The organism is Scytonema hankhaensis NUACC26 (assembly GCF_045865695.1).
Classification (GTDB): domain Bacteria; phylum Cyanobacteriota; class Cyanobacteriia; order Cyanobacteriales; family Nostocaceae; genus Scytonema.
Genome location: NZ_BAACAP010000248.1, coordinates 74,304 through 98,758 on the forward strand (window position 1 = coordinate 74,304; position 24,455 = coordinate 98,758).

Annotated in this window: 19 protein-coding genes and 2 pseudogenes; 9 read left to right on the forward strand and 12 right to left on the reverse strand. The window is 40.5% G+C overall.

All coding sequences use genetic code 11. The features are described 5' to 3' along the window. Window positions 1-63 precede the first annotated feature (63 nt). A complete protein-coding gene (locus tag ACKTT2_RS45660; protein WP_407899212.1) occupies window positions 64-708 on the reverse strand; it encodes a DUF5701 family protein in 645 nt (214 codons plus the stop codon). 130 nt (window positions 709-838) lie between these two features. Between ACKTT2_RS45660 and ACKTT2_RS45665 the strand changes: the two genes are divergently transcribed. Both ACKTT2_RS45665 and ACKTT2_RS45670 read left to right on the forward strand, forming a co-directional pair. Further along, a complete protein-coding gene (locus tag ACKTT2_RS45665) occupies window positions 839-991 on the forward strand; it encodes a hypothetical protein (RefSeq protein ID WP_407899214.1) in 153 nt (50 codons plus the stop codon). A gap of 476 nt (window positions 992-1,467) precedes the next feature. After that, complete coding sequence (locus ACKTT2_RS45670; protein WP_407899216.1) at window positions 1,468-4,086, forward strand: ABC transporter substrate-binding protein; 2,619 nt, start codon at window positions 1,468-1,470, stop codon at window positions 4,084-4,086. 89 nt (window positions 4,087-4,175) lie between these two features. Here the strand turns inward: ACKTT2_RS45670 and ACKTT2_RS45675 are convergent, their stop codons facing one another. From ACKTT2_RS45675 to ACKTT2_RS45695, 5 genes are all read right to left on the reverse strand, one after another. Continuing rightward, window positions 4,176-4,904 (reverse strand): alpha/beta fold hydrolase, encoded by a 729-nt coding sequence (locus tag ACKTT2_RS45675; protein ID WP_407899218.1) that lies wholly within the window; start codon window positions 4,902-4,904, stop codon window positions 4,176-4,178. Window positions 4,905-4,959: 55 nt separating this feature from the next. Next, complete coding sequence (locus tag ACKTT2_RS45680) at window positions 4,960-7,806, reverse strand: nSTAND1 domain-containing NTPase (protein ID WP_407899221.1); 2,847 nt, start codon at window positions 7,804-7,806, stop codon at window positions 4,960-4,962. Beyond that, window positions 7,790-8,122, reverse strand: a complete 333-nt coding sequence (locus ACKTT2_RS45685; RefSeq protein ID WP_407899223.1) for a CU044_2847 family protein — start codon at window positions 8,120-8,122, stop codon at window positions 7,790-7,792. The genes ACKTT2_RS45680 and ACKTT2_RS45685 overlap by 17 nt, the downstream gene beginning before the upstream one ends. 294 nt (window positions 8,123-8,416) lie before the next feature. After that, entirely contained in the window at window positions 8,417-9,553 is a 1,137-nt protein-coding gene (locus ACKTT2_RS45690) for a DUF1822 family protein (protein WP_407899225.1), read from the reverse strand. Window positions 9,554-9,577: 24 nt separating this feature from the next. After that, window positions 9,578-10,153, reverse strand: a complete 576-nt coding sequence (locus ACKTT2_RS45695) for a sigma-70 RNA polymerase sigma factor region 4 domain-containing protein (protein ID WP_407899227.1) — start codon at window positions 10,151-10,153, stop codon at window positions 9,578-9,580. Between the two features lie 510 nt (window positions 10,154-10,663). Between ACKTT2_RS45695 and ACKTT2_RS45700 the strand changes: the two genes are divergently transcribed. From ACKTT2_RS45700 to ACKTT2_RS45710, 3 genes are all read left to right on the forward strand, one after another. Further along, window positions 10,664-12,355 carry a vWA domain-containing protein gene (locus ACKTT2_RS45700; protein ID WP_407899229.1) on the forward strand — a complete coding sequence of 564 codons (1,692 nt, stop codon included), beginning with the start codon at window positions 10,664-10,666 and terminating at the stop codon, window positions 12,353-12,355. Window positions 12,356-12,367: 12 nt separating this feature from the next. Then, window positions 12,368-13,654: a serine/threonine protein kinase gene (locus tag ACKTT2_RS45705; RefSeq protein ID WP_407899231.1), complete on the forward strand. Its 1,287-nt coding sequence runs from the start codon at window positions 12,368-12,370 to the stop codon at window positions 13,652-13,654. Window positions 13,655-13,859: 205 nt separating this feature from the next. Continuing rightward, window positions 13,860-15,311, forward strand: coding sequence for an amidohydrolase (locus ACKTT2_RS45710; RefSeq protein ID WP_407899233.1), 1,452 nt, complete (start codon window positions 13,860-13,862; stop codon window positions 15,309-15,311). A gap of 298 nt (window positions 15,312-15,609) precedes the next feature. Here the strand turns inward: ACKTT2_RS45710 and mgtE are convergent, their stop codons facing one another. Next, on the reverse strand, window positions 15,610-16,956 hold the full coding sequence (gene mgtE / locus ACKTT2_RS45715; protein ID WP_407899235.1) for a magnesium transporter: 1,347 nt from the start codon (window positions 16,954-16,956) through the stop codon (window positions 15,610-15,612). A 348-nt stretch (window positions 16,957-17,304) separates the two neighbouring features. Between mgtE and ACKTT2_RS45720 the strand changes: the two genes are divergently transcribed. After that, window positions 17,305-20,085 (forward strand): hypothetical protein, encoded by a 2,781-nt coding sequence (locus tag ACKTT2_RS45720; protein ID WP_407899237.1) that lies wholly within the window; start codon window positions 17,305-17,307, stop codon window positions 20,083-20,085. A gap of 115 nt (window positions 20,086-20,200) precedes the next feature. On the opposite strand, the gene ACKTT2_RS45725 is transcribed toward ACKTT2_RS45720, so the two are convergent. Beyond that, the gene (locus ACKTT2_RS45725) at window positions 20,201-20,449 is read right to left on the reverse strand and encodes a hypothetical protein (RefSeq protein WP_407899239.1); all 249 of its coding nucleotides are present in this window, start codon (window positions 20,447-20,449) and stop codon (window positions 20,201-20,203) included. A 210-nt stretch (window positions 20,450-20,659) separates the two neighbouring features. On the opposite strand from ACKTT2_RS45725, the gene ACKTT2_RS45730 reads away from it, so the two are divergent. Further along, complete coding sequence (locus tag ACKTT2_RS45730) at window positions 20,660-20,827, forward strand: hypothetical protein (RefSeq protein ID WP_407899241.1); 168 nt, start codon at window positions 20,660-20,662, stop codon at window positions 20,825-20,827. Window positions 20,828-20,994: 167 nt separating this feature from the next. Here ACKTT2_RS45730 and ACKTT2_RS45735 read toward each other — a convergent pair whose 3' ends face one another. Continuing rightward, a complete protein-coding gene (locus ACKTT2_RS45735; protein WP_407899244.1) occupies window positions 20,995-21,318 on the reverse strand; it encodes a hypothetical protein in 324 nt (107 codons plus the stop codon). A 224-nt stretch (window positions 21,319-21,542) separates the two neighbouring features. On the opposite strand from ACKTT2_RS45735, the gene ACKTT2_RS45740 reads away from it, so the two are divergent. Both ACKTT2_RS45740 and ACKTT2_RS45745 read left to right on the forward strand, forming a co-directional pair. Continuing rightward, entirely contained in the window at window positions 21,543-21,830 is a 288-nt protein-coding gene (locus ACKTT2_RS45740) for a helix-turn-helix domain-containing protein (RefSeq protein ID WP_407899246.1), read from the forward strand. An 11-nt stretch (window positions 21,831-21,841) separates the two neighbouring features. Beyond that, complete coding sequence (locus ACKTT2_RS45745) at window positions 21,842-22,261, forward strand: type II toxin-antitoxin system VapC family toxin (protein WP_407899248.1); 420 nt, start codon at window positions 21,842-21,844, stop codon at window positions 22,259-22,261. Window positions 22,262-22,605: 344 nt separating this feature from the next. Here the strand turns inward: ACKTT2_RS45745 and ACKTT2_RS45750 are convergent, their stop codons facing one another. The 3 genes and pseudogenes from ACKTT2_RS45750 to ACKTT2_RS45760 form a co-directional block, all read right to left on the reverse strand. Then, window positions 22,606-22,929 carry a hypothetical protein gene (locus ACKTT2_RS45750; RefSeq protein ID WP_407899250.1) on the reverse strand — a complete coding sequence of 108 codons (324 nt, stop codon included), beginning with the start codon at window positions 22,927-22,929 and terminating at the stop codon, window positions 22,606-22,608. A 28-nt stretch (window positions 22,930-22,957) separates the two neighbouring features. Further along, a pseudogene (locus ACKTT2_RS45755) lies at window positions 22,958-24,094 on the reverse strand (IS630 family transposase). A gap of 74 nt (window positions 24,095-24,168) precedes the next feature. Then, a pseudogene (locus ACKTT2_RS45760) lies at window positions 24,169-24,372 on the reverse strand (creatininase family protein); the annotation flags it as partial. Between the last annotated feature and the right edge of the window lie 83 nt (window positions 24,373-24,455).

Sequence of the window (24,455 nt, forward strand, 5' to 3'; positions counted from 1 at the left end):
CGATCGTTTATATTCCGCAATGAACAAGCGCGATCGCCTTTCACTAACCGCGTCCTAACTAATTTAGACTCTACCACTGCAAGTAGCCGATCCTAACCACGTATGCGGGTTACCAGCCCAACACCAACCGAGCTTTGGTTGATGCTTGCTTATCCATAAGGCTGTGACCCGACGGTCACCACAACGAGAACCAAGCAAAGAGAAACCATTGTTCTTTTTTAAGATATCTGGATAATGGGTAATTACGGCAATACCTTCATCAATCGTAAGTGGGGAACGGTTTTGTTTTTTGATTATTTCCATTGCATCATCTGGCGTAATATTAAGCGTTTCTTTGCCTGTATCAATATTTACTAACAAGTACGCCATACTGTTGGGAAGTTTTACACCCTCAATTGGTTTGAAACCTTTAAGATCGTCTGCGTCTATTACCGCAAACCCTTTTTTATATTTGCGTTCTACTAACTCTATTGTCTTGTCGGTAGCTACCAAATCGCTCTTGACAACAATAACAAAAGGGATATCTCCTTCTAATGGTTCTTTCCCTTGCGTGACAAGTTCACCGATTTTCTCTTTAAGGGGTTCGATATGCTTAATGAATTCATCCGCCGAGACAAGAGCAAATTTAGAGTATTCTTTCTGTACCAAGTTCTCAACTTGGCGATCGAACTCTTGCAGCAACTTTGCCATACTCTCTTTGTTAAGCATAATCTGTCACACGGTTTCAACGTATCTAACTGCTACAAAGTCACATCAGTCGATTCCATAAATTCTTCTTTGAATTTTAAAGCAGTACGTAACTGATTTACAATCTGGTGTATGTTCGTTTATACAGTAATTGCTTGGCTTTCATTTACCTGATACACAACTTGTTTGCGTATTTCAAGACTCTGCTGATAACGCGATCGCCTGCCAATCTGACTCAGTTCATAAGACTTTAATGAGCGATCGCAGTACCGATGCAGTGATTAAAATCACAATATTCATGTGAACTGACTTTTCTTAAATTTCCAGACAATACTATATTGTTTAGGAGAGTAAACTTGGTTAGGTTCAGCCTTGCGACTTGTCAGAAAGATTTTCTGTGTGGCGAACTGTATATTAAGCATTTTTGTGTTCTAAATAAGCTGTGAAAAATTTTATACTCAGGCTCTACCTGAACTTTAGTATAGGTAATGACCTCATCAAACAGTCAGTTCTTTGCCAAACTTAGGAATAGTGACAAGACATAGTAGTTGTATTAGTTAGTTAACAATGGGAGCAAAACGTTTCTTCTGATAGGAAAAATTTAAATAACTTGTGTCACAATGATATCATTGTAACTGGCTGAAAAGTCAGTAAAATAACATAATGATACTTGCTTTGATAAGCAAGCGTCAAACTATAGCATTCAAGTTTTTACCTTTAACTTACTGTATGAATACTAACTTAAATACTAAGTAGCATTACACGATCGACAAAAGATTTATGAGAAAATTGGTTGAACTCACAATTCATAGTGGTACCTTCAACGATGGTTTTTTTGTTACCCTACAAATACGTGAGAATGGTAGAAATCTCTTCCCGGAACCCAAACCAAAAAATTTTCCTCCTGCACCAGACCTTCCTGAACTTTATCAAAGTTGGCAGAGACAGTATTCTTCTTGGAGAAAAAGAGCAATTACCCATTCCAATAATCAAGTCACTAATGTATCTAATAATCAAAGTTTTAAAAACGCTGCAAAAGAACTTGAAGCAGGTATGAGAAGATGGTTCCAAGACCAATCTTTTTTACAATTGTCTAGTGATATACTAAGTCATGTTAAAGAGAACGAATCGGCTCACATCATTTTTAAAATAAATAGTGAACTTTTACAGAGACAGAATAATCAACTTCTACAGAAGCTTCCTTGGAATATATGGAATATATTTGAGTTCCGTGACAAAGTATGGTTTTCCCTGAGTCTGGTACTTAATCAACATTTTAAGACTCTGAAAACATCTGTGTTAAAAACACCTGTGAAGATTCTGGCAATCTTTGGTAATGCTGAAGGAATTAATACTCAAAAAGATAAAGAATTATTGGAGAACTTAGGAGCAAAAGTAGAACTACTACCAAATTCATTACAGCAAAACTCATCACCATTAAGGCAGCAAGTACATGATAAATTGTGGGATGAAAGTTGGGATATTCTGTTCTTTGCAGGGCACAGTGCTAGTAACAATGAAGGTAATAGCGGCGAAATACAGATTAGTAGGAATGAAAGTTTAGATCTGAATGAGTTTAAAAAAGCCCTTAAAAGAGCTATACAAAAAGGCTTAAAACTAGCTATCTTTAACTCCTGTGATGGAATGGGATTAGCAAACAAGCTTGCAGAATTAGAAATTTCTCAAGTGATTGTGATGCGGGAGTCAGTACCGGATGAAGTCGCACAGAGGTTTTTACAGGAATTTTTGCGTTTGTTTTCCAATGGAGAAGCTTTCGATCTAGCAGTGCGACAGGCTCTAGAAAGGTTGGAGGTTATTGAAAATGAATACCCCGGTGCTTCCTGGCTACCTGTAATCTGTCAAAATCCCGTAGCAAAGCTGCCCGTTTGGCCCCAATCAAGTCGTCTTCAAATTTGGCGATCGCACAAGAGAAAGATTATTTTGGTTGGTTTAAGTTTACTATTTATAAGTTTGTCAGCAGGTATTATATCCCAACTAAGACCCAAAAAACCAAATAGAATAAATACTCTTCAGGTAGAAAAAGAAAAACTACAAACAACTCCTCTCGTAGTAAAAACACAAGACCAAGTTCCAAATCTAAAACCTACTGATTTCAGCTATGGAGGACGAGTTTTGATTGCTGCAAGTAGTTTTGAAGTGACCAGCAAAAGAGCAGAATCAGAAAAGATAACAGGAATAAAGAAATTTGCAAATAAGAATTTTAATAGTGCTGTTATTCACTTCCAAAATGCTCGTAACATATATAAAAACGATCCAGAAAACTTAATTTATTTGAATAACGCCAAAATTGGTGAAGGTTCATCTTATACGATTGCCGTACCGATTCCCATCAGTCAATATAAAACAGGTGCAGAAGAAATCTTGCGTGGGGTCGCTCAAGCTCAAGATGAGATTAATAATGCAGGGGGTATCAATGGTAAGCCGCTACGAGTGTTGATTGCTGACGATCGCGACGATCCCAAATTGGCTAAGCAAATTGCAGAGAAATTGGTCACACTTCCTGACGTACTTGGAGTTATGGGGCACTATGCTAGCAATGTCGCCTTAGAGGTCAGTCAAGTTTATGAAAAAAAGAGATTGGTAGTCATTTTTCCAACCAGTTCATCTGTAAAATTATCCAACTTTGGTAATTACGTTTTTCGTACCGTTCCCAGTGACGCCTGTGCTGGAAAAGTATTAGCTAATTTTATGCTTAATAGTTTGCGACAACGGAAAGCAGCAATTTTTTACAATTCTCAAAGTGAGTATAGCAACTCCCTAACGTCGGCTTTTAAAGACGCAATTTCTAAGGGAGGAGGGGAGGAAGCACTCACCTTTGACTTGCACGCTCCTTTAGATTTATCTGCAAGTGTCAACAGCGCCGTGGAGAAAAAAGCTACCGTCTTAGTACTATTTGCGAATACTAACAAATTAAAGGATGCTTTACAGGTGTTAAAAGCGAACGACAAGCAACTCACTATTTTGGGAGGAGATGATGTTTATAATCCTATGACATTGCAAGCTGGTGCAAACACATCTGATATTGTTATTGCAGTTCCTTGGCACATTCAATATAATGACCAATCGGAGTTCGTCAAGAAATCTCGCAAGCTTTGGGAAGCAGATGTCAACTGGCGAACTGTCACGTCTTATGATGCAACCAAAGCCTTGATTGCTGGTATCAAGCAGAACCCAACCCGTGAAGGAGTGAGTCAAGCGCTTCGCTCAAAAGATTTCACCACAGAAGGGGCTATCAACGAGGTACAGTTTTTGCTAAGCGATCGCCGTAACGCCTCTATCCAGCTCGTCAAAGGTCAATACTCTGGTTCTTCCTCCCGCACTGGTCTTGAATATGAGTTTCGTCCTATAGGTCAATTAAGGTCTTGTCAACTCGAATAGTTTCTTCATAAAAATTTAAGTTGATAGGAGGTATCGTGTTGGGATTTTAAACATTGAGTTATTGCGATCTATAGTTGAATTTTGAGCGTTTACATCTTCTCTAACTTTGTTAGTTCGTCAATGGAAATAATTCGTTTGTTAATGGAATTAGATAATAACGAAAAAAGAGCATCGCGTGCATTCTTTGAGTGAAACTTATCAAATGTGGATTCAATGAAAACAATTGGTTGCTGAATGTTTTTCAAGAGTAATGGATTGAGGTCAGATAGGGAAGCTCCTTGATAAAGTTTTTTTGCTTTTTTCCATCCCGATGCCTCTATCACTTGTAGGACTTCAGGAGACGTTTTATTTCTTATAGATGTAAGAAATTGGTGAAATTCTTGCTCTCCCGCGATCGAGGCAGCAATTTCTGCATATTTATTTCTAATCTGAGTACGTTCTTCACCAAACGTTGGCACTCGATAAAAAATTAACTTCTCTACTAAGTGAGGAATTTCAAGAGTAGCATAAATTGCTACCATGACTCCCTTTGAGCTACCAACCAGAATTATTGGCTTGTCGATCGCGGACAAAATTTTAGCAATAGATTTACCATACATTTCCCAAGTTAGATCGTGACCTTCGGACTGGTCAAAAAGGGTTGCACTTCCATAACCAGGGAGACAGAACGAAAAGTCTACAAATTTTGCTAAATCCTTTGGGGGAAGAAATGTACCAAATAATTCGTGAATATATCCCACAATTAAACGATTATCAGGAAAATTTCCTTCAGCGATTACTATTCCAACGGAAGGAATCTCTACTTTTATTTGTGTCAAGATAAAGTCCTCAGAGTAATAGGAGCAATTCTACTTAAGCAAATATTAATTATTATTAGGAGCAAAGACGCCTAGCACTCTTTTCTACCTTTTGGTTAGTTCTGAGATAATTACTTGCCCAATGACAACCTTGTACAAGTAGAACATTGATATCGGAGGTTAATTTAACATCTTTAAGATTCCACAGTTTTACTGCTCCATCAACACTAGTTGAGGCAAGGGTTTTGCCATTAGGACTGAAACTGACTGACATAACTCGGTCTTTATGCTCTTCAAGAGTGGCGAGTAATAGACCATCAAGATTCCAAAACTTGATAGTTGCATCAGAGCTACCCGTCACAATCAGTTTACCATCGGGGCTGAAAGTTACATCAGAAACTCTAGCGGTATGACCTTTTAAGGTTTTAATTAAAGTACCATCTTGATACCAGAGGATAACAGTGTTATCTTCACTTGCTGAGGCAATTATTTGACCATCGGGGCTGAAAGTCACATTCCAGATCCAGCCAGTATGTCCTTTAAGGGTTTTAAGCAACTGACCCTCCCGATTCCAAAGTTTGACAGTATTGTCTTTGCTAGAAGAAGCAATTGTTTTGCTATCAGGACTAAAGCTGACACCATAAACTCCATCCGTATGTCCTTTAAGAGTTTTGAGCAGTTGACCCTCTCGACTCCAAACTTTGACAGTGCGGTCTTTCTCTCCACCCACTGTAGCTAGGATTTGACTATCCGGCGACCAAGTTACAGCCCTGATATAATCCTTATGCTCTTTTAAGGTTTTGAGTAGAGTGCCATCGCGTCGCCAAAGATTGAGTATTCCACTAGAGTCTACTGTAGCAATGAACCGATCATCAGGACTAAAACTTACCCCATTCACCTGACCTTTGTGTTTGAGCGAGTTGAGAAAAGCACCATCGCGATTCCAGAATTGGACGGTTTTATCCCAACTAGCTGAAGCCAAAGTTTGACCATCAGGCGACCAAGCTACATCCATGACTCTGTATTTATGTCCTTCAAGAGTTTTGGGAAACAATCCTACTAAATTCCACAGTCGAATGGTGTTGTCCCAGCTTGAGGTAGCAAGTATCTTACCATCTTGGCTGAAACTTAAATCTTTTACCCTATCCTGATATCCGTTAAAAGTTGTGAGTAAAGTTCCATCAATAGCCCAGAGCTTAACGTTTTCGCTATCGCCATCACTAACAGTAGCAATTAACTTGTTATCAGGACTAAATTTCACTCTATTAACGTGACCTTTATGTCCTTCAAGGCTTTTTAACAACTTACCATCTCGCTGCCAAATAATAGCGGTATTGTCATCGCTACCAGAAGCGATGAGTTTACCAATTCTTTCTTTTTCTTCTTTCTTGAGCTCCTTATACACACCCTCAGCATAGTGAGCTAAAGCTGCTTTGACACCTCGAATTTCAACATTCCCATTTTTAACTTTAATTTCATCGTAAGCAGCATTTGTCATTTGAGCGTTGCGCTGCTTCTCCCACAACTGAGTCAAAGCAAACTCCAACAGAGGAAGCTGACCCGGTTCGTTCCCGACATCATCCAATAGGCGTTCCGTAAGTCCTTTCTCAATAACAACTCCAAGCATAGTAGCAGGCTTAATAATTGCCTCTTCTAATTCTTGGCGATTCATCGGTCCAAGCATCTGGTCTCCATCACGGATAAAGTCCGCGAAAGAGCGATCGGAAAGTGCGTACCCAAGAAAGTCAGCCCGTAGTGTCAGAACAAGAGCAAAATCCAAAATGCGTTGTTTTGCTACACCCACGACCTCCAATAATTGCTCCAAGAAGCTCTGGCGCTCTTGTTCTTTGCAGAGAGTGTACAGTTCCTCAAACTGATCTACTACCAAAAGCAGGCGTCTATCTGAAGCTTCTTTTGTAATAGTTTCAATAACATCTCGCAAAGCATTAGTTTTACTACGCAACTCATCAGTCAGTTTTCTAGTTGCATACATTTGCGTCATTCCACCCTGTAGTTGAGGTTCTAAAAGGGGAATGAGCGCAGTGGCTAAAGCGTAGAAGGGACGATCTCCAGGACGGAAAGAAGCAATGCGCCAGTTACCTTGTCGTTTTAGCTGGGGTATTAAACCTGCAAACACGACTGATGATTTACCACTACCACTTGGACCTAGAATTGTCACCAAAGGTTCTTGTTGAACAGCTTCCACCAATTGTTTTGTAAAAGCTTCCCGTCCAAAAAAGAATTGTTCGTGTTCTTCTTGAAAGGCGAACAAACCGCGATAAGGGCAAGGTCGCTCCCATAGTTTATCCCATGCTGCAACCAATATCTTGGCAGGAATCATAAAGCCAACTTTGGCTTCTGGTCGGTTATTGTACCGACCTTCCACTGCTATTCCAACAACCCTACCTAGAGTGTCATCCCATATTGGCGCTCCACTGAAACCAGGCTCTAAGTTAAAACCTTGTTGTTTGACATCTTCAAGCTGAACCCAACCTTTAGCAGTGCGTCCCCGTAACACACCAGTAGCCCAAGCACCATTGGGTTCCCCAAATGGAAAACCACACGTTTGGAAATGATGACCGCTCAAGTCTTCTGATGGCAATAACCACATAGGTGTAGCCTCAGCAGGAACAGGCGTTTTCAACTCTAAGCCAGCAATATCTTCATACTTATCATTAGGATTGCAAGGTCGCCAAAAGACCACCCGCGCTTCCAATAACTGCTTTTCTTCTTCCAAAAGTGGAAAATCTAATAGTACTGTTTGGTCAGGTATAACAGTACTATCCTCTGGCAATCCCAAGGCAGTAGAAATTACGTGAGCGCAGGTAATTATGAAGTTGGGCGAGACTAATAAACCACCGCCTATCACATTTCCCGATTTCGCGTAAATTCTGACAAGGCAAGACTCAAGGGGTGCTACCATCTTTAGACTCCCTTTTCCATTTTAGTGTAATTTCATAGTTAACTTCAGCACTCCCTGATGCAATAACAGCTCCTAATCCGGCTGTCATTTTGATCCCAAATTTCACCTCAATTTCTTCTGCAGGCTTACTCAAGTTGTGTAATTTCTTAGTAATCGCATTAGCAACTGGTTTGATGTTGTCTAATGCTTCCTCAAAGTTCTTTTGAGCTCTTTGTGCAACTTCATCAGTAAGACTTATACGATTGTTTGTTGGCACATCCACTTCTACAAGAACGGAACCACCTTCAAGAAGTGGAAACTCAACAATACGCTTCATAGTGAACCTCTACAAAAGATTGTTTGAAACGGTCTATCCATAACATACAGTTGTTACTCTTAAAACTCCATTTTCAAGTTAAGAGCGTTATCATTATTGTTTTGTATCTGTCAATACATCTTTTTGGGAGTCTTGTTGTCCTTGAAAACATGATTTAATGACTTTTAAAGACATATTTAACGTTTGTGAATTTGAGTAAGCAATACTTGCTTACCTTCTCACTACTTATTTCTGAAAAAGCTAAGGTTTTTACGCAAATAGTATAAATCATGATGAGGCATCTCTTTCCCAGATTTAAGCTGTAAAAAACTCTGTGATACTAGCATCAGCCAAAGCAACTTTGACACTGAAACGATCTCCTGAATCAGCTATAAATTTAAATTGAATGTAATTATCTTTCTCCCTGGCTGAAACTTCTTTAATGAGATTGCCACTTTCATCCATCACAATCAACTTGAGACCTGAAGGTAGGTAAGAGAGATCAGTCATTGATACTTGTAGACGAATTGCTCTCATAGCACTATGTATCGGTAAAATGGTAAGTATGAGTGCAACTGGATAACCTGCTAACTGTACACCTAAATCCTTAAATCCTCTTTGTCCAGCATCAAAATAGTTTGGATTTATCTGCCATAAATAGTCAGCAGCTTGCCATTGAATTTCTACGTCTTGAGTTGATTTTATAAGTTGCGTTAATGCTGAACTAGGATCTAAGTCAGCTAAAGAATTTGCTTGCGATCGCTCGGTAATAGATTGACTGGCATACACTTGTGCAATCCAACGCTTAACACTTTCAGGAAGGTTTGGATCGACTATTTCCGATTGTCCGCCACGACGAAACGCACCAGCCAAGCCTTCTCTTTGCTGAGTCAATAATACTGATATTCCTGGTTCTATTGCTTGCCAACCATTGGTAAAAACATTAGAAATATTTTTTAACCATTTTTCCAAATCCACATCTTGTTTTTGACTCAAGTACTTAGTAAATTCTTCCATTGAACGCAATTCGCTTAAAGGAACGATTCCTTTTTTGGATGCTACTTCTGGAGTAAATCCTATTAGTTTTGCTTCTTTGAGAGATTGATTTAGCTGCACGGCTATGTAACCAGTTCGGTTATCCCAAGCATCTGGATGTACCTTCAAAATATCAGCATATGGTAACACGGGACAACACTCAAACTTTCCTAAATTTTTTACATATAAATCTGCTATATCTCTCAATTTTCTAGTTAGCAAATTGTAACTATCACTTTTATCATAGTCTGTTTCAATAGCCATTATTTGAAAATAAAACTCTACTGCATATATTGCTAAAGTATTGAGATAAACTTGCTTAGCTTTTTCTAAATGTTGATGCTGTTTACTATTCTCTTGGGCAAGTGAATGTGCTTCAAAAGAAAGTATAACTGGAAAAGAATCTTTATTCATCATCTGCTCCTTCTATTTAGCTTTAAACTACGAGTTTAATTTATTCTGGAGAACCGGAATAAAATTTTTTAGACTACGCTCATAAAAGCTAGAAAGTGTTGAAATTTTAATTCCTCCTAAATCCTTAGAGATTTCTTTCCATCCTTGACCATCTAGCCGAGCTATAGCTATGTATTGAAAACTAGCTTGGGGATGACCCTTGATATGCTTGTTTTTAAAAATATTATCAAGGTCTTCTTCCAAACATTTTCTTAATAATTCTTCATCAGGTACTTTGTCTTTTCCAGAAATTAACCTTTCCGAAATAAAAGTATCTAATCGATCTAGAGATATAATTTGTACCGAATTTTTAGCTTTTGAAGTTATTCCTTTGCTAGCGTCTTTATGAAGAATATCTTTGAATCTATATTTTAAGGTTTCATTGATCCAAGCCATCACAGGCTTTTGTAGATTGTACTTGTCAATTCCTTTAAAAAACTCAAGCATAACTTGTTGGAGCGCTTCTCTGTAATGTTCTTCATAAAAGTCAGACCAATCTGGATAATAGTTTCTAGCACGCCAAAGAGTGGGCGCTTGATAAATTTCCTTAAAGAGGATATACAAAGCTTTCCTTCTGCAAGAACTGTCAGTTGGTTGCTCTTGAACTTTTGTTACTAGCTGTTGTAAACGCCAATCCAGGGGTATGGAACTCATATATTGCTTGCACACTCCAAGTGCTCCTAGCGGATTTCTAAATAAGTGTGTAAGTTTTACGCAAAACTCTGATTTCTTAACAAAACTTCATGATTTAAAAGTAGCAGGAAAAAGTTTCTTAATACCTTATTGAGAAAAAGCCAAGATGTTGTACGCAAATCTTTGGCTCTCACAGGTAACGAGAAAACGAGAAAATTAGTCCGCGTAGGCGGACTTTGTTTGTATAGCAAGAGAATTCTATTCTGAGGGAATATTTATAAATGTTGGGTTTCCTTCCTCAACCCAACCTACAGAATGTCAAGCGTTACATTTTCCGTAACCAAGCAGTAAAAAGTCAGACAGGAATTGTAGAACTAGGAAAACCCCTTCGCCCCTACTTCCCCATTTATACATATTTTCAACTCTAACTTAGCAGAACTTATGAATCACCTGCACTCCTCACTTGCTCTGTTGGGAATGGCTGTTTTACTGGGAAATCTGGTTGCTTGCAGTCAACCTGAGACTACCATAAGTGGATCGGCACCAGCAGCAGCAGATCGAACAGCCCCAGAACTTCACCAACAACCTCCAAGACTTGCACTTAAACGTGCAGCGCCAAAAAACTCAGTATCTCGTCCCCTAGCGACATCTCCCGTGGCAAATATGGGAACACCATTGCTAAATCAGACGTCATCTATTCAACAGAGCGATCGCTCCTTGAGTCAGAACCGCGAGGGGTACAAACACAACGGAGACAATCCGTTTCAGAGTGTCAGCGCCAATCCTCTTTCCACTTTCTCAATTGATGTAGACGCCGCCTCATATAGCAATATCCGGCGCTTCATCAACCAGGGTCAATTGCCACCAGTCGATGCAGTCCGCCTTGAAGAAATGATTAACTACTTTTCTTATGATTATCCCCTACCCGATGGCGACAAACCCTTTTCTGTCACAACAGAGGTTTCCGATGCACCCTGGAATCCCAAACATAAACTCGTTCAAATTGGTTTGCAATCTAAACAAATTTCTACAGAAAATTTGCCTGCTAACAATCTAGTCTTTTTGCTAGATGTTTCTGGTTCAATGGAAGATCCTAACAAATTACCCTTGCTGAAGTCAGCATTGCGTTTATTAGTTAACGAGCTACGAGATTCTGATAAAGTCGCAATAGTTGTATATGCTGGTAATGCGGGTTTAGTCTTACCACCCACACCAGGTTCTCAAAAAGATAAAATATTTGATGCTATAGAACAATTAGCAGCAGGTGGTTCAACAGCAGGTGGGGAAGGAATTCAACTTGCTTATAAAATTGCTAGAGAGAATTTTCTGCAATCGGGAAACAATCGCATTATTTTAGCAACAGACGGCGATTTTAATGTTGGCGTGACGAGTGATGAGGAATTGGTACGTTTGATTGAGAAAGAGCGAGAACAGGGGATTTTCTTAACCGTTCTAGGATTTGGTACGGGTAATTTACAAGATGCCAAAATGGAACAACTCGCTGATAAAGGAAATGGGAATTACGCCTACATCGATAATTTACTTGAAGCGAAGAAAGTTCTTGTTAAAGAAATGGGGGCAACACTTTTGACAATTGCCAAAGATGTCAAAATCCAAGTCGAGTTTAATCCTACCAAAGTTCAAGGCTACCGTCTCATTGGATATGAAAATCGACTTTTGGCAGATCGGGACTTTAATGACGATAAAAAAGATGCAGGTGAATTGGGTGCAGGACATTCCGTGACAGCGCTTTATGAAATTATTCCGACAGGAGTAAAAAGTGATGTACCGCTACCACGAATAGATTCTTTAAAATATCAACAGAAAAGTCTCTCAAGTCATGACGAAATTATGCAGGTGAAGCTACGCTACAAACAACCCCAAGCGTCCACTTCTCAACTCCTAACTTATCCTGTTGTTGACCGAGGTGTTAAATTGAATGAAGCAACTACAAACTTGAAGTTTGCCTCGGCTGTTGCAGAATTTGGCATGATTCTGAGAAATTCTCCTGACAAGGGAACTGCCTCTTTTGATGGTGTTTTGCAACGGGCGCGTCAGTCTCAAGGAAGAGATTTGGATGGTTATCGGGCTGAATTTATCCGCTTGGTGGAAAAAAGCAAGGCTTTAAAATAAGTGTAAATCCATATGAACGAAATCTCCAATCACTCAATAAATTCTTATGCCAATCAATTTCCCGATTTTTCTCAACAAGGTTATTTAGTAGAACAACAGTTAGGATATAATCTCAACGGGGGACGAGTGACTTACAAAGCAACTTGTCTCCAAACTCAGCAAAAAGTCGTGATTAAACAATTTCAGTTTGCTAAAGTGGGATCGAGTTGGTATGCATATGAAGCTTTGCAACAGGAAATTGCTTTGCTACAGCAACTGAAACACCCCCGAATTCCCAAGTATCTTACAACATTTGAAACCGATAGTGGTTTTTGCTTGGTACAAGAATATAAGGATGCTCGTTCTTTAGCAGAACCACGGGATTTTACACTGGAGGGTATTCAACTCATTGCGATCGCAATTCTAGAAGTTCTCGTCTACTTGCAACAACAAGTCCCACCCATTATTCATCGCGATATCAAACCAGAAAATATTTTAGTAGACGATCGCCTCAACGTTTATTTAGTAGATTTTGGGTTAGCCAGAATTGGAAATGAAAACCTATCTGCTAGCAGTACTGTCAAAGGTACGTTGGGATTTATGCCACCAGAGGTGCTTTTTGGTCGTTCTCTGACTCTGGCTTCTGACTTATACAGCCTTGGAGTCACTCTTGTTTGCTTGCTGACACACACAAGATCGACTCAGGTAGGCAATTTAATTGATGATACTTTTCGCGTTAATTTGAACTCCCTCGTTCCGCAAGTTGATTCGCGACTCGTCTGTTGGTTGGAAAAGATGGTTGCACCATCACCACAAGATCGCTTCCCCAATGCTGTCGCTGCTTTGTGTCTTCTCAAATCCTTCCATTCCATTGGCACTGTACGAACGAGTTCGCGGCTAAAAACAGCTAAAGTCGCTTTGCATTGCTTCAGCTTATTGAGTGCGATCGCAATTCTCTCTTTAAGTTATAAAGAGACTGTAGAACCGATCGCAATTCACCCAGAAATCGTAAAGATTCCTACTATTGAGAATCCAGATAATATAAGACAGTTACAAGAATCCCGACAGTGTACGGTATGTGATTTAAGAGGAGCCGATCTACGAGGAATGGATTTAAGAAGTACCGAACTTAGGTATGCCGATCTGAGCGGTGCAGACTTAAGGGGTGCCGATCTCAGAGGCGCTTACTTAGTCGGTGCTGATTTAACTGGCGCTAAACTTGAGGGTGCTAATTTAGCAAGTGCCGATCTAACAGACGCAATTATGCCAAATGGGCTAATTTGGGGAGTAGGACGGGATGTGCCGCAATCTGGATTTTAAATAAGCCTAACATCTGAAGTTATATCAACCACTCAAAGAAAATGGGCACTCTTGCAATGGGCAATAAATTATTTCTGACTATGCTCCATGCCCATTGCCCTATTTTCCACTCAGTAAATTGTATAAAAAGTTTTACTAGAGGCAAAGGTGTCTTATTATTAGCAATGACTGATAATACAGCCATTAGCGAAAAGAGGATAATAAGGTGAAAAGCCAGCCTCCAAAATACTATAAGGTATTAATTTTTTTCGTTTGCACGTTGTTTGTTGTCTTTTCCAGTCAGATAGTCATCGCATGGAGCAATAGCAATCCGGATTCTCAAAAAATGCGGAGTGTGGATTTGATTGTTGGTGGTGATTTCGTCGTGACTATGAACGATGCACAACCTGTTATCAAGAATGGTGCAGTTGCGATCGAGGACGGCAAAATTATTGCGGTAGACAAAAGAGATAAAATCCTGACATCTTACAAAGCTGACAGGACGCTTCCAGGCGAAGGCATGGTATTAATGCCCGGTCTTGTCAACGGTCACTCTCATTCGGCAATGGTGCTGTTTCGGGGTCTAGCGGACGACTTAGCGTTGCAAGATTGGCTCCAGAATTATATCTTCCCTGCGGAAGCAAAGTTCGTTGACGAAAATTTTATTCGCATTGGAGAACAACTAGCCTGTTGGGAGATGATTCGGGGGGGAACAACGACTTTTGTTGACATGTACTTTAAGCCAGATGTTGCTACTGAAGTAGTGAATGAATGCGGCTTGCGTGCCATTATTGCACCATCGTCAATAGATTTTCCCAGCCCCGGTTTTCAAGGGTGGGATGATGCGTTTGCCGCAGCTGTAGATTTTGTAAAACGCTGGAAGGGCAAGAACCCACGTATTATACCAGCCATTGCTGCACATGCTCCCTACACTGTCTCGCCAGAGCACCTAACACAAGCTATTGAGGCTGCACGTCAGTATGATCTCCCTCTAACAATTCACTTAGCAGAGACAAAAACTGAAGTAGAAGATGTTCAACAGCGTTATAACGCGACCCCAGTGCAACACTTGGAAAATCTCGGCTTCTTAGAACCGCGTGTCTTTGCCGCGCACGTCGTATGGCCTAACGAAAGTGAAATTGCCTTGATGGCGAAACGCGGTGTTGGTGTTATCCACAATCCTGACTCGAATTTAAAACTAGCTTCTGGCTTTGCGCCGATTCCTGCAATGTTGAAAGCAGGAGTTAAAGTTGGTTTGGGTACGGATGGAGCTGCCTCGAACAACGATCTTGATATGTGGGAGGCAATCCGCCTTACTGCCTTCATCCATAAAGGGACAACTCTCGATCCCACTGCTGTACCTGCTAAGACTGTTTTGCGTATGGCAACACTTGGTGGTGCAGAAGCACTCGGCTTGGCAGATAAAATTGGTGCGATTAAGGTGGGGCTTCAAGCAGATCTGATTCAAGTCCAGCTTAGCGAACCACATCTGACCCCAATTTACGATGCAATCTCCCATCTGGTCTATACAGCAGATGCCCAAGACGTTGATACTGTTATCGTGGATGGGAAAGTTCTTATGCACAGACGTGAAATGCTTACCCTTAACCCGGAGCGGATTCGCCTTGAAGCGACTTCCATTGCACAGAGGATCGACGCTGAGTTACGACCTAATTAAAATACTTAAAGTCCTACCGTAATATACAGCAGTTTTCACCTAAATGAACCACACCGTTGGTAGGGGCGCAAGGCATTGTGCCCTTACAGATGTGGTCTATTTACTTGAAAATGGCTGTAATTGGGGATGTCCAAGAAATAAATTATTCCCGAATGTGGGATGGGCGTCCTCGCCCGTCCCGTGTCAGTGGCTGGCTAGAAGCCCGTACCACAAGAGAAAGTTGCATATTTTTTTATTTGGAAGTCCCTTGGCTCTCTGCCTTCTCCCTTAGGGAGAAGGGCTGGAGTGATAGGCATTTTCAACGAAAAACTTTCAAAGCCACCGAAATCAGGGTTAAGAAAGTGAGAAACCCAACAGCATCCAATAACGTAGTTAACAACGGTCCGCTAATCAATGCAGGGTCTAATTTTAACCTTTTGAGACCCATTGGTAAAACTGTACCCATACTGGCTGCAACAAATACGTTAACAGCCATTACCAATGCTGCAACAATTGCTACCCATCTCTCTTGAGGTGGCGACCAAATTAAGGAGAGTATGCCCAAGGATAATCCTAGCCCTACAGATGTCCCCAATCCTGCTAGAATTTCCTTACGAAGAATTTTGAAAGTATCTCTAGGTGTAACTTCTCCAACCCCTAATCCTCGTACTGTTACGGATAAGGCTTGAATGGCAACGTTACCACTGGTATTGGATAGAATTGGCATAATGACAGCTAAAACTGGCACTACGGAAATGACTTGTTGAAATGGCGCGATCGCACTCGCTGCTCCCACATATAAGGCAATATTAACCAACAACCAGGGAAAACGCTTGCGGAGAGTCACTTGGGGAGGTGATAAGGCGGCTTCATCACCACCACTCACGCCCGCAAGTTTTTGAATATCTTCTGTGGCTTCTTCTTCTAATATATCCACTACATCATCAATTGTGACGATTCCTACAAGTTTATCTTCGCGATCCACAACAGGGAGTGCTATCAAGTCGTAGCGCTTCATTAATTGAGCAACTTCTTCTTGGGGAGTTTCCGTTTTAACTTTGACGACGCGATCGCTGGCTACATCTCTGACGTAAACATCAGGAATGGTAAACAATAGCTGACGCAGGGAGACTACCCGCACGAGCTTGCGATTTTCGTCTGTGACGTAGGCGTAGTAAATTGTTTCTTTATCTTCATCATAACGGCGAATTTTGTTTAGGGCTTCTCCAACTGTTAAGCCTTGCTGCAAGCGGACATATTTAGTTGTCATGACGCGCCCAGCTGTTCCATCAGGGTAGCCGAGAATTGTTGCTGTCACTTGCCTTTCTTCCGGGCTAAGTTGTTGCAACAAGCGCTTGACAACTTTTGCAGGTAGCTCATCAAATAACTCTACGCGATCGTCCGGACTCATTGCCTCTACAATTTGACAGACTTGCGTAGCGTGAAGTGCTTCAATCAGTTCTTCTTGAATTTCAGAGGGTAAGTACTCAAAAACTGCAATTGCTTGGTTTTTGTTAAGCAAGCGGAATGCGATCGCTCTTTTTTCGGTAGGCTGTTCCACAATGTAGTCTCCTACATCCACAGCCGGTAAACGATTGAGTTCAACTTTTAGCTGGTTTAAGTCAGCAATGCTTGACAGTTCAGCACGTCCTTCCCAGGTGAGCATAAAAACCTCCTAATGTCTCCCTCTCACTGGGAGACCAACTCACCAAGCAAGAGGGAGATAAATACTATGACTACTAGGCGAACTTGTATCCATTGGATTTAAAAAATCGACGATGGTACTCGGAAGAGTACTTCTAGGTGACCTTTTAAGGTATTTTATATTACATTATATCAAAATTATTGACAAGACCATTTGGTTTAATCCCCTTAGTTAGATCCCCGACTTCTTTGAGAAGTCGGGGATCTTGAGTTTCATGTCACAAAACTTCATAAATTTTAAGTAATTTTTTGTAGCAAGTATAGTTTATAATATTACCTAATATTTTTGTATAAAAAATACATAAAACTGATGAATACCACAAGCAATTCTGAGATTGACAGCGAAGTGCTTCGCTCACAACTTGCTAAAGATTATCGTCAGCTATCAACATTAGAACAAAGTATAATCCAATTGTTTTCAGTTGTTTACGAGCCTATAAATAGAACTACATTTCTAGATTGTTTTACATATACTGGCGCACGTAACGAAAATGGTCTACTTTTCAATGCTTCAAATTTAAAACCTTATCTTGACAAACTGTTAGCATCAGGATTGTTAGTGCAACCTATTGGCTTCGGTCCTCAGTGTCATCCTTTGCTTGTAGAAATTGCGACTCGCGATGCAGTGAAAACGGGAAGGTTTAACGTATTTGTTAAAACAGTACAGGACAAATTACCCATCAAAACTCAATGGCAAGGTGGACCTCGGTTTTTTAAAAGTAAGAGCCAATTGATTCGGGAAGTCCGTATTGGTCTTTATAGCCATAACCTCAATTTTATTAACGAGCAACTTGAAAATTACAAGAAATACAATACGCGAGAGAATATATCAATAGAAGATATTTTTGAGCAGGTGTGCAATAATCCATTTGATGCAGATTGGTTTCGCACTCTACCTGAAGAATTGTATGAGAAAGCTATATCTAGCATTTTGTCGAGTGCTGCATTGAAATGCAAGCCAGCTGATGACGCATTTGCATTGCTTGAAGAACATTGTTCTTCTATAGATCCTTCACACGATCTGCAACTGCTTTTAACAGAACAACTGCTTTTAAGAGGACACATCCAAGAAGCTCAACAGAGTTTGGAATGTATATTGGATGAGTATCAACACCATGCTACTGTCTATTGGGGTTGGCTGAGTTTCTCACGTGGTGAGAACGACAAAGCTATTGAGTATTATACAGCTGGTCTCAAAGCCCATAAAAAAGGTAAAAGTCAACGACCAATATACTTTAACACTATAAGCGGATTGTTTTTTATCTTGGCTTTGTTGAAAGATGATTCGCCGGAACGTCTTCGCGAAGCAGAAGAATATGCTAGTTTGATTTCATGCCAACCCAAGCATTGGCTCAAGTTAGTTTATTCGAGACTGGAAATAGTCTTGCAAGTTCAACAGGGTGATGTTGAACAAACAATACTTATTGTCGATGCTTATATTCCTTCTTTAATTAATGGTAACAGTTTAGAAACACTGTTCTGTTGTCTGTGCCTTTACTGGATGGACATCGAGCAGGCAAAAAAACGATTGCCCAAGTTATTAGAACATTTATATAAACACGCTATGGCTTCTGGTTATGACTGGGTGGCGATGGAAGCAGCAGAATTGCTATCTCGGTTGATTCCAGACAGTCATTACGAAACGAAAGCAGAGATATTGCTTGAAGATATCGAGATAGAAAGTATTGTTAACTTGATTCAACCTCAAGAACCTTGGGAATTTAGCTTGAAGGCGCTGGCTAATATCCAGAAGGAACCGCAATCACCATCTAAAATTAATTTGGAATTGCGCTTGGCTTGGTTTATTACTTTCTATTCCAATAAATGCTTGTTACAGCCTCGCGAACAAAAAATAAATGCTAAAGGGGCTTGGGGTGTGGGTCGTCCTATAGCTTTGAAGCGGTTGAGCAATAATCTGAGTGAGTTCAATTATATCACTCCTCAAGATTTAAGATTGTGTGCGTATATTGAAACTTACCACGATAACTCTCATGGATATTACGGAAAAACTGAATATAGTTTAAACGAAAAAGCGATTTTGGAGTTAGTAGGGCATCCTTTTGTATTTTGGGAAAATTCTCCAACAACTCGTGTAGAAATAGTGAAAGGAGAACCGGAATTGTTGGTGAAAAAAAGCGATAAGCCGGGTACGGCTTGCGCCAAGGGCGATGCTGCAAAGCAGCCGCTTCGCGAACGCAATCGCTTAACTTTGGAATTTTTTCCCAAACTACCAGAAAAACAAGAAATCCTGGCTATAAAAGAAACGCCCACTCGGATAAAAGCGATCGAAATCAGTGCTGGACATCGACGGATTGCAGAAATTCTTGGTAAGGAAAATCGGTTGGAAGTCCCTGCTATAGCCAAAGATCGAGTCTTAGCCGCGATCAATGCAGTTTCTGGAATTGTCACCGTACATTCTGATATTGGTGGTGGGTTGGAAAATGCTAAAGAAGTCTCAGCAAAACCCACTCCTCACGTTCACTTGTTACCTGCAGGGGATGGGTTGAAAGTTGCCATACTAGTTCGACCGTTTGATGGAGGAGGTCCTTATTACAATCCGGGTACGGGCGGTGAAACCGTGATTGCAGAGGTTGAAGGTACGCGCTTGCAAACAACGCGCAATTTAAGTGAAGAGAAGCAACTAGCCAATGCTGTTGTAGCAGCTTGTCCCACCTTAACCCGTCACGAAGAACGAGAGGGTGAATGGTTGGTGAACGAACTTGAGAACTGTTTGGAACTGCTGCAAGAACTGCAAGCATTGGAGGACAGTATAATTCTGGAATGGCCAGAAGGCGAAAAATTCCGCATCGGTCACCGTGCTGACTTTAACGATTTTCAGATGAAGATTCAACGCCAGGGGGACTGGTTTGCTGTGAGTGGAGAGTTGAAATTGGATGAAAATATAGTATTTGATATGCAGCAACTGGTGGAACTCCTGGAGCTGTTAAAGACTTCTAAATTCACTAAGTACAGTCGCCTAGTTTCACCGCTTAATTTCACAGTCTTAGTAAGTTTCTTATTTAATAGATATACTTTCCATGTCACTCCCTGGCGATCGCCTTCAGATACCAGTCTTTTGCTTTGTGCATAAGCGCTTAAACTTAACACCAATATTAGTATTCCTGCTAGACTTACCAATTTTAGTTTCATTAACTGATTTACTCTTTGCTTTGTATCATTTTTTTCACAAAGTTAGGTGATAACCGCTATATTCTCGATTGGTCAGTAGAAACGAGTACCAGAACTATATTTGATACAGCTGGAGTCTGAATGTAATTGTAAAGAATTACGAACGCTTGAGTGGTTAAGTAATGGGCACTTCTCAGTACAACTACAACTTTTCTTCCCAACTCTGCACCGGATTTTAATCGAGCGATCGGTTCTTCAATATCTTTAGCTTCATATGCTTGGGTAGCATCAAAATCTATAACTCGATCGCATATGAAACTTATCATAAATTTTCCTCCACTTCGTCATCTATTTTCTCACAATGTATGATCTTTGCTGAGGATTGTACAATTGCTTTAAATTAGATATGAATTAATAAGTGTAGAAGTTACCACCTTATGTACTGACCAATGGGTTTAAATTGCCGAGATATGGTAGGAGTAGACTACAAATGTCCTAATATCTCGATCTGCATGGAAAATTCTTGCAAGCCCTCAATGCTCAAAATTGTCTTTTTTGTTCTCAATCAGCAAATGTGTAAACTAGAGGACATTAAAGTGAACGAGCAGCCCCTTGAAGAACTATTAGTCGAAACAAACCAAGATATAGAATCTTTGATGAGCAATCTGGATAGCTTTGTGATTGCTCAACGCCAAAGGGACTAATTGGGAGATTACTTGTGCATGGAAATGAAAGTTTATCACATGAAACACACGATCTCGCCATCATTCCCAGGCTTGTAATTGCCCTTTAGCATTGTTTCGCAGTGAATTCAATTGTTTGCGACGAGTTTCAAAATTAGCAGCGATGGTCAGGAGTACAATCTGAACTTTCAAGCTTCCATAGGATCTGGTCTACCAATGCCCAATTCTTGAAGTTTAGCTTTGACATCCTCCCATTGGATACCACAGTAATAGTACTTTTTGTTTTTAATGTCCGCTATATAGAAGCCGGGATGTCCGTTATTGATTCGTCGAAGCTCAGTAGCAACTTCTTTCATCGTTGTACCAAACACAGCAAATAAATCTTTTTGTTCAAGAATTGGAGCATTAAACAAATTAACGAACACGTCACCTTTAGTGAAATGCCAAGTGTCATTCCGTCGTACAACCAATCGATAATGAACTGGATAAACAATAGTCTTTGATTTTTGCATAATTTATCTTAAGGTAAAATAGAAATTACATTAACGAAGATATAGCGGTTCTCACTAGAATGAAGTACAGATTCATCCGCTACGGGCTGCTACAGGCTGCGGTTCCATAAATTTTTTATGTATTGCACCCAATTGAAAACCGTTATATTTGAGGATAAAGCTCAATCACAAGTCCCAATCTGTGCTACAATTCTATAATAAGTAAAGCTTTGTGAAGTCAGCTTATGGAGCGAGTCACGTTACCAGAAGTTCTTACCCTTGAAGAAGTTTCAGAATATTTACGTCTGCCGATGGAAACTTTACAGCGTCAAGCTTTACAAGGAAAGCTTCCCGGTCGTAAAATTGAAAACGAATGGAGGTTTTTGAAAGTTGCTATTGATGATTGGTTGCGTGCTCAAAGTAGTCGTTCCACCCTACTTCAGCAGGTAGGAGCTTTTGCCGATGATACATCGCTTGCTCAATTGAGAACAAGTATTTATCAAGCGAGAGGACGTTCTGAAGTTGATGAGTAATTGGAATGTAAATGTATTTGCTTGATACTGATACTCTAACCCATCTCTATGCTGGGAATACAAATGTTGTTACCCGGTTAAATGCTGTTGAAAATTCAGAAGTAGGAATTACCATAATTACAAAAGCAGAAATGTTGCGCGGACGCATTGATTATCTAATCAAAGCAGAAACTGGTGAAAGTTTATTGAGGGCGCAAGAGCTTTTGTTTCGCACAGAAGAATTGTTAGCAGAACTTTTAATTGTTCCCATCAGTCAAAGAGCCGCAGATGAATTTGAGCGTTTACGTACAGTATCAAAACTACGTAAAATTGGAAGAGCAGATTTGTTAATTGCGAGTATTTCCTTAGCGAATAGAGCTATATTAGTGACACGAAATATCAGACATTTTAAACAAATTCCTGAGTTACGAGTTGTAAATTGGGTTGATTGAAATCTAATTCAGCAGCAGAGTGCAATACATAAAAAAGTTTTGGAACCGCAGACGAACGCAGCCCGTAGCGGATAAATCTGTACTTCATTCAAGTGAGAACCGCTATATATTTCAATTGGATAGATGAGTTGTGTGAAGCAATTGAAGATTCACAATATATGAATTGGGTCTGTGAGATAATAGAGGATGCTTGCAATGTAAACGATTTGTAAATGATTTAAAACCTCTAATATGCTATCATTCCCAAGCTTGTAATTGCCCTTTAGCATTGCTTCGCAGTGAATTCAATTGTTTGCGACGAGTTTCAAAATTAGCAGCGATGGTCAGGAGTACAATCTGAACTTTCAAGCTTCCATAGGATCTGGTCTACCAATGCCCAATTCTTGAAGTTTAGCTTTGACATCCTCCCATTGGATACCACAGTAATAGTACTTTTTGTTTTTAATGTCCGCTATATAGAAGCCGGGATGTCCGTTATTGATTCGTCGAAGCTCAGTAGCAACTTCTTTCATCGTTGTACCAAACACAGCAAATAAATCTTTTTGTTCAAGAATTGGAACATTAAACAAATTAACGAACACGTCACCTTTAGTGAAATGCCAAGTGTCATTCCGTCGTACAACCAATCGATAATGAACTGGATAAACAATAGTCTCTGATTTTTGCATAATTTATCTTAAGGTATACTAGTAGACCTTAATCATCAATAACCGGATACAAGCGTTTGAGTTTGATTCTTGCCTCAGTGGTAGTGAAGTGCCAATTGATGGTGGAGTGAAGGTTATTGCGTTGTGTATTCCATGCGTTGAGTTCAGCTTGGAGGGTAGGAAGATCGGGGATACGGCGGTCGAGACACTGGCGTGTCAGAGTGGCAAGTTCGATTTCGGCGATATTGAGCCAAGAGCCATGTTTTGGGGTGTAATGGATTTCGAGACGATTGAGAAGGCGTCTTGCTTCTTCTGGTGGGAAAGTTTTGTAAAGAGCGGCGGGTTTGTGGGTGTTAAGGTTATCACATACGAGCACGACCTTTTTGGCATTTGGGTATTGCACACCCTTGGAGATGTTTTATCTGTTGAGCCCAGTCGGTCATGGTGCGTTGTTCATGGGCAGAAACATTACGAATTCCTGCTTTTGGTTCACAGAACATGAAGATACTAGCGGTACCGTTGCGTTCGTATTCAGAATCGTATCGTTCAGGTTTTCCAGGTTCCATCGGTAGTGGCGTGCGTGTTTCCTTCACGAGTTGTATCGGTTGTTCGTCCATGCAAATCACGGGAAAATCAGCATCGTAAGGACGATGATATACCTCCAACACGTTTTCCATTGCGGCTACGAAGTCCGCGTCCTGTTCCGGCGGTTGCCCCCAACACTCGCGGAAATGGGGTTTAAGTTCGTTTTTTTTAGCACCTCATGCACTGTATTAGCTGTACAATGCGGCACAATCTTTAGTTCTACCACGCGGTCAGCCAGCATCTGTAATGTCCACCTGCCACGACCCTCCGGCGGACTACTGCACGCCAGCGCAATCAACCAGGCCTCCGCTTCACCATCAAACAACCTTGGGATCGCCGGATTTTCACGCTTTTTGCGCTCAAGTGCTGCCGCAAAACCACGCTCGACTAGGCGTTTGCGTGCCTCGCACACCGTATCTTTATTGCAATGCAGTAGTTTGGCGATCGCTTCAACCGTCAGAGGCTCACCATTCTCATCGCTATGTAAAAGTATCTGGGCATTGCGAATCTTATGGGCACCTCCTTTCCCTTTCTTCACGATCGCTTCTAATTCCTGCCGCTCTTCCCTACTTAACCGCACCGTATACCTTTGCCGTTCCATTGCGCCCCCTTTCCAGTATTTTAGTCTGCAATCTTTCTTATTTTATCCGGTTTTTGGTAATTATATTTTACTAGAATGTTATCGTTTAGTTTTTCCAAAGCTTTTTTCAAAACAGCCGCACCAATTGCCGCATCAACAATTAGTGGTAAATGAGGTTCATGTTGTTCTATTGCTCCTACTGGTTGGATTAAGACAACATTTTCTTTATTTGGCATTGCTCGAACATCAGTCCAAGTCAAGTACGGAAAAAAGCGCGATGGAGGAATGTAGCCGTGCATATTTTCTAATATATAGCAATCCTAAATCATTTGCAAACAGTTAGAGCCCTGATTTCTTTGAAAAGTCGGGGATCTAGACACTC